Source organism: Aeromonas veronii, assembly GCF_040215105.1.
GTDB classification, from domain to species: Bacteria; Pseudomonadota; Gammaproteobacteria; order Enterobacterales; family Aeromonadaceae; genus Aeromonas; species Aeromonas veronii_G.
Genome location: NZ_CP157875.1, coordinates 2249592 through 2262790 on the forward strand (window position 1 = coordinate 2249592; position 13199 = coordinate 2262790).

Annotated in this window: 8 protein-coding genes; all 8 read right to left on the reverse strand. The window is 59.8% G+C overall.

The features are described from left to right. Positions 1 to 5: 5 nt before the first annotated feature. The 8 genes from ABNP46_RS10380 to ABNP46_RS10415 all read right to left on the reverse strand — a co-directional run bounded on the left by ABNP46_RS10380 (position 6) and on the right by ABNP46_RS10415 (position 13189). Positions 6 to 542 (reverse strand): cell division protein ZapC, encoded by a 537-nt coding sequence (locus ABNP46_RS10380; protein ID WP_349922278.1) that lies wholly within the window; start codon positions 540 to 542, stop codon positions 6 to 8. Positions 543 to 627: 85 nt separating this feature from the next. Then, positions 628 to 1638, reverse strand: coding sequence for a quinone-dependent dihydroorotate dehydrogenase (pyrD, locus tag ABNP46_RS10385; protein ID WP_349922279.1), 1011 nt, complete (start codon positions 1636 to 1638; stop codon positions 628 to 630). Positions 1639 to 1703: 65 nt separating this feature from the next. Beyond that, positions 1704 to 6542 (reverse strand): NAD-glutamate dehydrogenase, encoded by a 4839-nt coding sequence (locus ABNP46_RS10390; protein ID WP_349922280.1) that lies wholly within the window; start codon positions 6540 to 6542, stop codon positions 1704 to 1706. Positions 6543 to 6913: 371 nt separating this feature from the next. Continuing rightward, positions 6914 to 7135, reverse strand: coding sequence for a DUF2835 family protein (locus ABNP46_RS10395; protein ID WP_349922281.1), 222 nt, complete (start codon positions 7133 to 7135; stop codon positions 6914 to 6916). 79 nt (positions 7136 to 7214) lie between these two features. Then, complete coding sequence (pepN, locus tag ABNP46_RS10400) at positions 7215 to 9836, reverse strand: aminopeptidase N (RefSeq protein WP_349922282.1); 2622 nt, start codon at positions 9834 to 9836, stop codon at positions 7215 to 7217. 127 nt (positions 9837 to 9963) lie between these two features. Beyond that, complete coding sequence (gene prc / locus ABNP46_RS10405; protein WP_349922283.1) at positions 9964 to 11979, reverse strand: carboxy terminal-processing peptidase; 2016 nt, start codon at positions 11977 to 11979, stop codon at positions 9964 to 9966. Positions 11980 to 11987: 8 nt separating this feature from the next. Further along, entirely contained in the window at positions 11988 to 12629 is a 642-nt protein-coding gene (proQ, locus tag ABNP46_RS10410; protein ID WP_349922284.1) for an RNA chaperone ProQ, read from the reverse strand. 101 nt (positions 12630 to 12730) lie between these two features. Then, positions 12731 to 13189 carry a GAF domain-containing protein gene (locus tag ABNP46_RS10415; protein WP_349922285.1) on the reverse strand — a complete coding sequence of 153 codons (459 nt, stop codon included), beginning with the start codon at positions 13187 to 13189 and terminating at the stop codon, positions 12731 to 12733. Positions 13190 to 13199 lie beyond the last annotated feature (10 nt).

A 13199-nucleotide genomic window follows, 5' to 3' on the forward strand; every position in this document is an offset into this window, starting at 1 on the left:
ACTGATCAGCTGACCTGGCGATATTGCGCCGTTTGGGTCGCTCTCGCCTGCATGCGATTATTCATCACCTTGATCACCCCGAAGCGGGGCAATATCTTGCTGGTGGTCAAAATTAATTCATCGGTCAGATTCAGACAGACGCTGGCCTGATCGCCCGCCTCGATCACCATGAATTCACCACGGCCATGAGGGGTCTGCATGCACACCAGGGTACCCACTTCCAATGAACAGGGTGATTGCTGTTCATTAAAGAACCAGCTCTGTGGCATCAGCGGTTTATAAAAGCGGCTGACGGCGATGGCATTCAATACCAGCTGAACCTGATGGGGTGTGCTCCAATCGAGTTCAACGATCTTGTCCATCAACTGATAATAGAGAGCGGCATCGTCCACGCAAAAAGGCTGGGTGGTGAAGGAGCAAGGCACCAGTTGTCGCCCCTTATATTCGGTGGCGAATATCATGCGATCGGATAAATCCAGCATCAGACGATCATCCTGAGCGTCATAATGCCATTGCCAATTGTCATTGGGTTGGATGCACATGAGGTTACCCTTACTTAAGCCGTTATTCGACTTTATTCCATGTCGAGAAATTGAGCAACTTTATATAAGGGTAACCGGTTATTTTTTAAATATGGGTCACTATCTCTTTGACCAATGCCGGGCCTTTATAAATAAAGCCACTGTAAATTTGGACCAAGGTGGCACCCGCGGCCAATTTCTCCCGTGCCGCCATGGCACTGTCGATGCCACCGACGCCGATAATAGGCAGGGCACCATCCAGCGCCTTGGCCAGCTGACGGATCACTTCCGTGCTCTTGTGCTGCAGCGGACGACCGCTGAGCCCCCCCGCTTCGGCGGCGTGGGGCATGTCATAAATCATGTCGCGCTCGAGGGTGGTATTGGTGGCAATCACGCCATCGATCCGGTTTTTGATTAAGGACTCGGCCACCTGGTTTATTTCATCGACGCTGAGATCCGGCGCGATTTTAACGGCAAGCGGCACATACTTTTTATATTTGGCGGCGAGCTCCTGCTGACGTGCTTTCAATGCTGCCAGCAACTCATCGAGCGCCTCACCGTATTGCAATTGACGCAGGCCCGGGGTGTTGGGCGAGGAAATATTGACCGCGATATAACCGGCGTGATCATAGACCTTGTCCATGCAGATCAGATAATCATCCTTGCCCTGCTCGATGGGGGTGTCCTTGTTCTTGCCGATATTGATGCCGATGACCCCCTGATATTTGGCCTCGCGAACCTTGGCCACCAGATGATCGACTCCCTTGTTGTTGAATCCCATCCGGTTGATGATCCCCTCGGCAGGAATAACCCGGAACAGCCTGGGTTTGTCATTGCCGCTCTGGGGCTTGGGAGTCACGGTACCCACTTCAATAAAGCCGAACCCCATGGCGCCAAATGCATCGATGCACTCCCCGTCTTTATCCAGGCCAGCGGCCAGGCCCACCGGATTGGCAAAATTAAGCCCCATGCAAGTGACGGGGCGTTTGGGCAGGGAGTTGCGGAAGAAACAATCGAGCGGCGTACCGAGAAGGCGGGGCAAATATTTGATGGAGAGATCGTGAGCCTGCTCCGGGTTGAGTTTGAACAGAAAATGCCTGGCGATGGGGTACAGCATGTTTGCTCCTTAAAAAAAGCCCCGGCAACTGGCCGGGGCTTTTGGGGTGATGCCACTGTGTGCGATTAAAGCGTTCGGCAATTCAACTGGAGCAGGTTCAACTCTCGCAAGGCCACCGAGAACTTGGCGAACTCGTGGGTGCTGGAGGTCTTGAAGTCGGCCAACATGTGGGTCCAACGGGACAAGAGTTGTTCATGCTCCGAAATCCAGTTGGCCAGTATGGTAGCGCATTCCCCTTGCTCTTTGCACCCTTCCAGTACCACGGAAGTGAGACTGCGTTGCTGCCAGTCCAGATCCTCGCGGAAGGAGGCCCGCGCCATCGCCTGCCAGTGGTTGCCCACCGGCTGATGGTTGATCTGCTCGAGGAACCAGTGCAGATCCAGCTTGGCGCCGAGGCGATAGTAGACGTTGGCGGCGCGCAGGATGTCCGTCTTGTGCTCCGCGGCGATCTGGGCCAGATCCAGGCTGGAGAAGAGGCTGCTCATGTGCGCTACCTGACGGGCGATGTGCTCCGGCACCTGCTTGGCCACCAGGATGGCGACCGCCTGCTGGTGCTCGGCCACTTCGCTCTCGTCCATCACCTCGTAGAGATGGGTCCCCAAGGTCTCGAAGGCCGGGCGGAAGAAGGCGATGTTCTCGCCGATGCTCCAGCTGCGATTGCGGGCGCGCAGGAACCAGCGGGTGGCGCGGCGCACGATGCGGCGGCTGTAGAACATCAGCTCGAGCTGGGTGTTGGCATCCACCTGGTTGTCACACCCTTCGATGTCACGCCACAGCCGATCCAGGCCAAACACCTCCCGGGCCATGGCGAAGCAGCAGGCCACTTCCGCCACAGAGGCGCCGGTCTCATCCTTCATCCGGCTGGCGAAGTTCAGCCCCATGTCGTTGACCAGCATGTTGGCCACCCGGGTCGCGATGATCTCGGAGCGCAGCGGATGCTGGGCCAGGGCCGCCCCGAACTGCTGCTGCAACTGGGCCGGGAAGCTGGTCACCAGCATGTTGGCGAGGAAGGGCTCGTCGGTCACCTCGGGGCAGTTGAGCTGCTCTTTCAGTACCATCTTGCCATAGGCCACCAGCACGGCGAGCTCGGGACGAGTCAGCCCCTGGCCCGCAGCCATCCGCTCGGAGAGCTCCTCGTCACTGGGCAGGAACTCGAGGGCGCGATCCAGCTTACCTTCGCGCTCCAGCCCCTGGATGAAGCGTTGCTGCTCCTTGACCTGCTCGGCGCCGCGGAAGGCGGTGACCGAGATGGACTGGGACTGGCGATAGGCGTTGGTGATGACGATCTGGGCGACGTCGTCGGTCATCTCATAGAGCATCTGGTTGCGCTGCTTGAGGGTCAGATCACCGGCGGCCACCAGCTGATTGAGCAGGATCTTGATGTTCACCTCGTTGTCGGAGCAATCCACCCCGCCCACGTTGTCGGTGAAGTCGGTGTTGATGTGACCGCCCTGGCTCGCGTATTCCACCCGGCCGAGCTGGGTGAAGCCGAGGTTGCCGCCCTCCCCCACGATGCGGGCACGCAGGTTGCGACCGTTGACCCGCAGCACGTCGTTGCTGCGATCCCCCACGTCCGCATCGCTCTCTTTGGCACTCTTCACATAGGTGCCGATGCCGCCGTTCCAGAGCAGGTCCACGTTCAGGCAGATCAGCGCCTTGATGAGCTCGTTCGGCGCCATGCTGGACTTGTCCGTGCCAAGCAGAGTCTGGATTTCCGGGCTCAGCTTGATGGACTTGGCCGAGCGCAGGAAGATGCCGCCCCCCTTGGAGATGAGCTCCTTGTTGTAGTCTTCCCAGCTCGATCCCGGCAGCTCGAACAGGCGCTTGCGCTCGACGAAGCTCTTGGCCGCATTCGGGGTCGGGTCGATGAAGATGTGCATGTGGTTGAAGGCGCCCACCAGCTGGGTATGTTCGGAGAGCAGCATGCCGTTGCCGAACACGTCGCCCGCCATGTCGCCGATGCCCACGCAGGTGAAGTCCGTGCTCTGGCAGTTGATGCCGAGCTCACGGAAGTGGCGCTTGACCGACTCCCAGGCGCCGCGGGCGGTGATCCCCATCTTCTTGTGGTCATAGCCGACGGAGCCGCCGGAGGCGAAGGCATCGCCGAGCCAGTGGCCATACTCCTGGCTGATTTCGTTGGCGATGTCGGAGAAGGTGGCGGTGCCCTTGTCGGCCGCGACCACCAGGTAGTAGTCATCCTCGTCGTGGCGAACCACGTCACGGGGCGGGATCACCTCACCACCGATGATGTTGTCGGTGACATCCAAGAGGCCGCGGATAAACAGGCGATAGCAGGCCTTGCCCTCTTCCTGGATGACGGCACGGGCCGCGCCCACCGGCATCTGCTTGCAGTAGAAGCCGCCCTTGGCGCCGACCGGTACGATGACGGTGTTCTTGACCTGCTGCGCCTTCACCAGACCCAGCACCTCGGTGCGGAAGTCTTCCTTGCGATCGGACCAGCGCAGACCGCCCCGGGCCACCTTGCCCCAGCGCAGGTGCACCCCTTCCACCCGCGGCGAGTAGACGAAGATCTCGAACTTGGGCAGCGGCAGCGGCATGTCGGTGATGCTGGCGGGGGCCAGCTTGAAGGAGATGTAGGGCTTGATCTTGCCCGCCTTGTCCTGCTGGTAGTAGTTGGTGCGCAGGGTGGCGTCGATCATCTCCATGTAGCGGCGGATGATACGATCGTCATCCAGGTTCGCCACCTGATCCAGCTTGGCGGCGAGCTGCTCACGCAGCTTGTCCTGGACCTTGGCATCTTGCTTGATGGACGGGTTCAGGCGCAGATCGAACAGGGTGAACAGCAGTTCGGCGATATCCGGATAGCGGGTCAACGTCTCCTCGATGTAGGACTGGCTGAAGGAGACACCAGTCTGGCGCATGTACTTGGCATAGGCCCGCAGCACCGAGACCTGGCGACCGCACAGGCCGGCGCCCAGCACCAGACGGTTGAAGCCGTCATCTTCCAGGGTCTTGTTCCAGATGGCGGCGAAGGCCTGCTGGAAGCGCTCTTGGCTCTGGGCCAGATCGAACGGCTGATCGCCGCGCAGCAGCATGGAGAAGTCCAGGATCCAGAACACCTCTCCCGCCGGGGTACGCACCTGGTAGGGGGTTTCACCGATGACTCTCAGCCCCATGTTTTCCAGCATGGGCAGCACATCGGATAGGTGGATGGGCTCGGCGCGGTGGAACAGCTTGAGGCGAACCCGGCGATCGTTCTCCTCCTCCTGGGCACGGTAGAACTGCATGCCAAGCGGCGCCTCTTCACTCAGGCCGTCGAGGGCCATGATGTCTGCCACCGCGGAGCCCGGCAGCACGTCCTCTTTGTAGGCGCGGGGGAAGGCGGCGCTGAAACGGCGGCGCAGGGCGTTGCCACGGGCTTCCCCGTAGTGGGAGAGCAGCACGGAATCCAGACGGTCATCCCAGCTGCGGGCGGCTTCAATCAGGTTGTTTTGTACTTCGTTCACATCCACATCCACGTTGTTATTGTTGACCCGTACTATGTAGTGGGTCCGGGCCAGCACGCCTTCGGAGAAGTAGACGTTGAACTCCACCTCGTCGCTGCTGCCGAAATATTTCTGCAGGATCTGCTGGGTCTTGACCCGCAGCGCCGTGTTGTAACGCTCCTTGGTGACATAGACCATGCAGGAGAAGAAGCGGCCATAGACATCCCGGCGTACGAACAGGCGCAGCATGTCGCGCTCCTGCATCTCCAGTACCCCGAGGCCGGTGGCCAGCAGCTCTTCCTCACGGGCCTGAATGAGCTCATCGCGCGGGTAGGTTTCCAGCACGTTCAGCAGCGCCTTGTAGGCGTGGGAGCCGGTCTCGTGGCCGGAGGCGGCCATGATGCGCTCGAGGCGATGGCTGATGAGGGGGATCTGGGTGGCGCTGGTGTTGTAGATGGAGGAAGCATACAGACCGATGAAGCGATCCTCCCCCACGACCTTGCCGTGCTCGTCAAAGCGCTTGATGCCGATGTAATCCACATAGGCCGGGCGGTGTACGCGAGCCTTGCTGTTGGATTTGGTGAGGATCAGCAAATCGGAGCTTAAGGCCGCGTGGCGGGCGCTGGCGGGCATGTTGCCAAGGCGCTGGCCTTCGTCCTTGATGGAGTTCTTCATCAGGCCGAGGCTCGACTCCGGCTGGGGCAGGATCTCGTGATCCCCCTCCACCGCGCGAACGTCGTAGCGGCGATAACCCATCAGGGTGAAGTTGTGGGCGGCCACCCACTTGAGGAAAGCGACGCAGGAGTCCACCTCTTCCTTGCTGACCGGGTTCTTGCGCTTTGGCAACTCGTCGATGATCTCGTTCAGGCGCGCCAGCATGGGCTGCCAGTCCCCCACCGCCAGCGCTACTTCGCCGGCTACGGACTTGAGCTCGGCGCAGAGCCCTTCCATCTCTTCTTCACTGGTGAGGTGATCGATCTCGATGAGGAAGGCGGTTTCGACCGACGTCTGCTCGGCGGTGTTGTCCAGGGTCAGGATGGCGCTGATCTTGCCCTCTTCTCCGCGAATGAGGTGCAGCGGCTGGTGCAGCATCATGTGGGCGGTGATGCCGCGACGCTTGAGGGCCATGCGGATGGAGTCCACCAGGAAGGGGGAATCTTGCAGGATGATTTCGACAATGGTGTGGGGAGACTGCCATCCGTGGCGAGTCAGCTCGGGGTTGTAGACCCGGATATAGGGGTCGGTACCGGTACGCTGGTTGAGCGCATTCCACAGACTCAGGGCCGCGCCGTAGAGATCGCTGTCATTGCGATCATGCAGATCGGTGCTGGCCATGTTGCCGTAGAACTTGGCAACAAAGCGCTCCACCAGAGAGGCACTCTTCTTGGGCAACTTCTGATGGATCAGGTTGAGAACGTTTTCGAGCAGAACTGAGGTAGGGGCGTCTTTCAATGCCATTGCTAGTTTCCTTATCGGACGACATCACAGACACGGCGACATCCACCCTGGATGCCAGCCGGTTCAGAGTTGCAGCGAAGTGTAATGTCTTGGATCAAGGAAGGCGAGCGATGGTGATAACGGGATGTTAAAAACAAGGGGCAGATCACGGCTTGGGTTGTGAAAAATTTTGCCAAGTCGTTCATTTTTAGAAAAACGCACTGGCTGTAAGCCTATTTACCGGATAGATAGTGACTTAAAGCAGATATTTACCCGGAAATATGTTCGTGTTTTGTTAATTTATGCGTTTGAGGGAATCCGGTAGCGATTTGTGCTGGTTTTACCGCCAATATTGACCATCCCGACTGCCTAGGTCCGGTTCCAAAGCCGGATCAGTTGACTCTCTCTAGCCGCACGAAGCGGTGATCATCCTCGGTGGAGAGTCGAAAACGACCGTGAACCCCGTTGGTGGCGACGAAGGGCCGGATCTTCTCAAGTCCCAGCTCCAGGGTCAGCCCCTGCTCGGTACGCACTACCAGCCTATTGGCATGTCCCTGGTACATCAGCATGATCTCATCCCGGCTGAGGGCGAGGTGAAAGGTATAGTGCCGCATGGCATCCTCCTCTGGATTGTCGGGGCCCCAATGAAACGGGCAGGAGAGCCTGGCTCCCCTGCCCGTCACCGGCGCCGGCTTACTGCGCCAGCGCCTTGCTCACCTTCTCGAACAGATCCCGCGCCAACCCGTCCAGCGCGGCCAGACGGCTCAACTCGGCACGGATCAGCGTCTGACGCCCTGCATCGAGCCGCTTGAACTGGATGAGCGGGGTGATGAGGCGAGACGCCACCTGAGGGTTCACCTCGTTGAGTTCAATCATCAGATCGGTCAGGAAACGATAGCCGCTGCCATCGACGGCGTGGAACTGCGCCTGGTTGTAAGCAAAGCTCCCCACCAGGGCTCGCAGCCGATTCGGGTTGCGGATGCTGAAGGTGGGATGCGCCATCGCCTGCTTCACCTCTTCCAGCACGTCGGCGGCGGGTTTCGCCCCCACCAGCCGCAGCCAGTTGTCCAGCACCAGACCGTCGTGGGCCCACTTGCCCTCGAAGTCGGCGAGCAGCGCTGCGCGGCATGGCAGCAGATGGGCGTTGGCCACCTGCAGCGCGGCCAGGGTGTCAGTCATATTGTCCGCTTGGGCGTACTGTTCCCGTACCAGGGCATCGGCCTGCTCCGGGTTCAGGGCAGCCAGATAACCGAGTACCACGGCTTTGAGGGCGCGCTTGCCCACGTCTTCGTGCACCACCTTGTAACCGGTCAGACGCAGACCCTCGTAGGCCTTGACCAGTCGGACGCCGAAGGCCTCGGCCAGACGAGCCTGAATCACGTCTCGCACTAGGTGGATGGCGTCGATATCGGCGGTGTCGAACAGCTCGCCCAGGGTGACCTCTCCCGGCAGGGTCAGGATCTCGGCTTTCAGAGCCGGATCCAGCGCGGCCTCATCGAAGATGGCGACGAAGGCCGCCAGCAGGGAGTCGGAAACGGCGACCGCCTGGCCCTGCTGCACGCTGGCCACCCCGGCGATCACCGCCTTGTTCACCAGCATCTGGGCCGCGTCCCAGCGAGCGAACTCGTTGCGGGCATGGCGCATCAGGAAGGCCAGCGCCTCGTCGCTGTAGTCATGGTGCAGCTTGACCGGAGCGGAGAAGTCCCGCAGCAGGGAGGGCACGGGTTTCACCGGCACCTGGTCGAACACGAAGGTCTGTGTCTCTTCCAGCACATTCAACACCTGGCCGATAGGCTCCCCCTGATACTGGAGCGGGATCACCGCCCCGTTCGCATCATACAGCTCGATATCCAGCGGGATATGCAGCGGCAGCTTCTGGGGTTGATCCTGGGTCGGCGGAGTGTGCTGGCGCACGTGCAGGCGATAGGTGCCGGTGGCGGCATCGTAGTCGTCAGTCACGGTGAGTTCCGGAGTACCGGACTGGCTGTACCAGCGGCGGAAACGGCCCAGATCGACACCGGAAGCGTCTTCCATCGCCTGCACGAAGTCGTCACAGGTGGCGGCCGAGCCATCGTGGCGCTCGAAGTAGAGCTTTATGCCGGCCTGGAAGCTTTCCTCCCCCAGCAGGGTGTGCAGCATGCGGATGACTTCGGAGCCCTTCTCGTAGACGGTCAGGGTGTAGAAGTTGTTCATCTCGATCACCACATCCGGGCGGATGGGGTGCGCCATGGGGCCGGCGTCTTCGGCAAACTGCGGGCCGCGCACGGTGCGCACGTTGTTGATGCGATTGACCCCGCGCGAGCCCAGATCGGAGGAAAACTCCTGATCCCGGAACACCGTCAGCCCCTCTTTCAGGCTGAGCTGGAACCAGTCGCGGCAGGTGACCCGGTTGCCGGTCCAGTTGTGGAAATACTCGTGGCCGATCACCCGCTCGATGCCATGGTAATCGACGTCGGTGGCGGTGGCGGGGTTTGCCAGCACGAACTTGGAGTTGAAGATGTTCAGCCCCTTGTTCTCCATGGCGCCCATGTTGAAGAAGTCCACCGCGACGATCATGTAGATGTCGAGGTCATACTCGAGACCGAAGCGCTGCTCGTCCCAGCCCATGGAGTTGATGAGGCTCTCCATGGCGAAACCGGCGCGGTCCAGGTTGCCCTTGTCCACGAAGATCTCCAGCGCCACCTTGCGGCCACTCATGGTCACATAGTGGTTGCGCTCCACGTCGAAATCACCGGCCACCAGGGCAAACAGATAGCTGGGCTTGGGGAAGGGATCCTGCCACTGCACGAAGTGACGACCGCCGTCCAGCTCGCCGCTCGCCACCTTGTTGCCGTTGGAGAGCAAATAGGGGAACTTGGCCTTGTCGGCGCTGATGCGGGTGCTGTAACGGGTCAGGATATCCGGCCTGTCCATGTAATAGGTGATGCGCCGAAAGCCTTCCGCCTCACACTGGGTGCAGTAGGCGTCGCCGGACTTGTAGAGCCCCTCCAGCGCCGTGTTGGCGGCGGGATCCAGGTCGGTGACGATGGTCAGCACGCACTCGGCCGGCAGGTTGAACAGGGTCAGGCTGCTCTCCCCCTGCTCGTACTGGGTAAAGGGCACCCCGTCCAGAGTGACGCTGACGAGGGAGAGCCCTTCCCCATCCAGAACCAAGGGCTCCTTGTGCTCGCCATTGCGACGCAGGCGGGAGATGGCGGTGACCCGGGTCAGGGGATCCTGCAACTGGAAATCGAGGTCGATGCTGTCGCACCAGTAATGGGGGGCTTGGTAATCCTGGCGATACTTGGCCGTCATGGCCTGAGGTTGTTCAGTCATTATTGTTGCTTCCACGCTTTGTTATTGACGTGTCAGAGGCTGTCACAAGGCTCGAACAGGGTCAAATAGTTTGCATTCAGGCAAAAGAAAGGGCGACCCGAGTCGCCCTTGTCATAGTGTTGTCCCATCAGCTCTTCTTGCTGAGAGTGGCGAGATCAGCCGTGATATTGGCCGCCTCGACCTGATACTCATCAGGTGCCTCGAAGTCGGTGGGCAGATCATCCAGGCTCTTCACCGTCGGCTTGCCAAGACGAAGCAGCCGCTCATTGGCTCGCGCCAGCGCCTTCTCGTCCTGCTTGGCCTGTTCGGCCAACCGCTCGGCTTCATTCAGGGAGACGGATTTCTTGTCCTTGTCAGCCTGATACTCCTTGATGTCCTGCAACACGTAGGCGAACTCCGGATCCTTGTTGATCCGCGCCTCGTGATCCGCCTTCAGCTTGGCCAGCATGCCGCTGAAATCACCCAGCCTGGTGTAACCCGCTGAGGCAATCTTGTCCCAGGGCAGCGCGTTGAACTCCCGGCTCTCCCCGGTCTCGTCAGGCGAGACGGCGGTGGGGAAGCTGATGTCCGGTGCCACACCCTTGTTCTGGGTGCTGCCACCGTTGATCCGGTAGAACTTGGCGATGGTGTATTGCACGTGGCCGAGCGGCTGCTCATAGAAGTCGTACACCTTGGCGAGGCTGCGGTGTTGCTGCACCGTGCCCTTACCGAACGAGTTCTCACCCAGGATCAGGGCACGACCGTAATCCTGCATGGCGGCAGCGAAGATCTCGGAGGCCGAGGCGCTGTATCTGTCGATCAGCACCGACATGGGGCCGCCGTAGTAGACGTTGCCATCGTCGTCCCCATTGACCGTGATCCGGCCCATGTGATCGCGAATTTGCACCACGGGACCGCTGCCGAAGAAGAGGCCGCTCAGGGCAGAGGCTTCCGTCAGGGCACCACCACCGTTGCCGCGCAGATCGACGATGAGACCATCTATCTTCTGCTTGTTGAGGCTGGAGAGCTCCTTGATGACGTCATCGTGCAGGTTGACATAGAAGCTCGGGATCTCGAGTACCCCTATCTTCTTGCCTTCCGCGGTGATCACCTTGGACTTGGCGGCCCTGTCTTCCAGACGCACCTTGTCACGGGTCAGCTCCACCAGCTCGGTCTTGGCGTTGGCGCCCTTGCCGCGCTGGATCTCCAGCTTCACCTTGCTGCCTTTCGGGCCCTTGATGAGCTCGACCACGTCATCGAGACGCCAGCCGATCACATCGACAATCTTGCCATCGTCCTGCCCTACCCCGGTGATCTTGTCATCGGGTTTGAGGTGATTGGACTTGGCGGCCGGGCCACCGGGCACCAAGGAACGGATGACGGTGAAGTCATCCTCCGCCTGCAGCACGGCACCAATGCCCTCCAGCGAGAGGTTCATCTCGGTGTTGAAGCGATCGGCGCTGCGCGGAGAGAGGTAGCTGGTGTGGGGTTCGATGGCGCGGGCGAAGGAGTTCATGAAGAGCTGGAACACGTCCTCGCTCTCGGTCTGGGACATCCGCTTAATGGCGTTGTTGTAACGCTTGCCAAGCAGCTCCTTGATCTCCGGCCACTCCTTGCCGCTGAGCTTGAGGCTCAGGGCATCGAACTTGACCCGCTGGCGCCACAACTCGTTGAGTTCCGCTTCATCCTTGGGCCAGGGCGCCCCTTCCCGATCGAAGACGTAGTTGTCTTTCTGGGTAAAATCGAAGGGAGTGTCGAGCAGTTTGAGGGCGTATTCGAACCGCTCATAACGCCGCTGCTGACTCAGGTTGAACATCTCGTAGGCGGGCGCCAGCCGTCCTCTCTCGAGGTCGGTGTCAAACCCGTTACGGTACTTTTCAAAACGGCTGATATCAGAGGCCAAAAACAGGTTGCGGCTGTAATCCAGATTCTCCAGGTATTTGTCAAAGACAACCGCGGAGAAAGCATCATCCAGCTTGAACTGCTTGTAATGGGAGCGGGTAAACAGATTGGTAATTCGCTTGCTGGCCGTAGCATGTTGGCTCTCTTGAGCCAACACAGGCAAATCACTTTCCTTGAGCACCGGCTCGATGGCCTGTGCAAGCCCGGCAAGCGCCAGGCTACAGGCAACGAGGGAAAAACGAATTACGCCATGCTTCAACATTTGTCTCCTTAGAGAACCAGGTGCTCGAACTTGACCCGCAACATCATGCCAGTCTGCAATTGAACCTGTACGTCATCCTTGGTCACTTCCTTGATGGTGGCGGGTACGGGGGACTTGCCCAGTACGACGCGCACGCCCTGATCCACTTTCAGGGTAGCGGCATCCACTTTCACCAGCGGTGCGTCGACGGCAGGAGCAGCAGCCTTGGGGGCGGCTTTGGGCTTGTCGGCGCGGGGGGCATCAGACTTGCGAGGAGCCGGGCGACGGGGCTGTTTGGGCTTGTCGTCCTTCTCTTTGGTATTGGTGCGGCGGCTGGCAAAGACACGCTCTTTGCTCTCTTTGAGGGCCTGTTTGGCATGTTCGATGTGCTCTTCGGTCAAGAGCTCACCCGGATTGCCGTCCAGATCGACACGGGCCTGGCCAGCCTTGAGGCCATGCAGGTAACGCCAGCTGGAAGTGTATTGACGCAGAGCAGAGCGCAGCATGGTCTTGGAGACTCTCTCGTCATCAGCAAGACGCGCGGCCAGATCCTGGAAGATGCCAATCTTGAGTGGCTTGGCCTCTCCTTCAGCGATGAAGCAGGCCGGGAATTTCTCGACCAGGTAGGCAACGATCTCTTTACTGTTCTTCAGCTTTTCAGTGTTTTCCATGTATAACCTTGGCTTTCATATAGACGCACGGGCGAGCCCGAACACAACAAAGGCCCTATTATAGAGAGCTTGGGGCCTTTTGCGAACCATCTAGCAATGACTTAGAGCATGCTTTCCAAAATTTGCACCGTTTCTTCCAGACCAAGCTGGTCCTCGGCGTCGAAACGGTTAAAAATCGGACTATCGATATCCAGCACCCCGATGATCTCGCCGTTGTGGCGAACGGGGATCACGATTTCCGAGTTGCTGGCACCGTCACAGGCGATGTGACCGACAAACTGGTGCACGTCGTCTACCAATTGGGTCTTGCCCTCGGATACCGCTGTGCCGCAGACACCTCGCCCCACCGGAATGCGCACGCAGGCGGGCTTGCCCTGGAAGGGGCCGAGCACCAGGGTCTCTCCCTGCAACAGGTAGAAGCCGACCCAGTTGATGTCAGCCAGTTCCTGATTGAGCAGGGCCGAGAGGTTGGCCAGGGTGGCAATGCGATCCGGTTCCCCTTCCAGCAGGGCCTGGGCTTGCTGGTTCAGGGTGCGATAAAATGCTTGTTTTTCAATCATGATTAAATGA

Coding starts and splice junctions, on each gene's coding strand:
- ABNP46_RS10380 (WP_349922278.1), bottom strand. CDS start 542: ATGTGCATCCAACCCAATGACAATTGGCAATGGCATTATGACGCTCAG.
- pyrD (WP_349922279.1), bottom strand. CDS start 1,638: ATGCTGTACCCCATCGCCAGGCATTTTCTGTTCAAACTCAACCCGGAG.
- ABNP46_RS10390 (WP_349922280.1), bottom strand. CDS start 6,542: ATGGCATTGAAAGACGCCCCTACCTCAGTTCTGCTCGAAAACGTTCTC.
- ABNP46_RS10395 (WP_349922281.1), bottom strand. CDS start 7,135: ATGCGGCACTATACCTTTCACCTCGCCCTCAGCCGGGATGAGATCATG.
- pepN (WP_349922282.1), bottom strand. CDS start 9,836: ATGACTGAACAACCTCAGGCCATGACGGCCAAGTATCGCCAGGATTAC.
- prc (WP_349922283.1), bottom strand. CDS start 11,979: ATGTTGAAGCATGGCGTAATTCGTTTTTCCCTCGTTGCCTGTAGCCTG.
- proQ (WP_349922284.1), bottom strand. CDS start 12,629: ATGGAAAACACTGAAAAGCTGAAGAACAGTAAAGAGATCGTTGCCTAC.
- ABNP46_RS10415 (WP_349922285.1), bottom strand. CDS start 13,189: ATGATTGAAAAACAAGCATTTTATCGCACCCTGAACCAGCAAGCCCAG.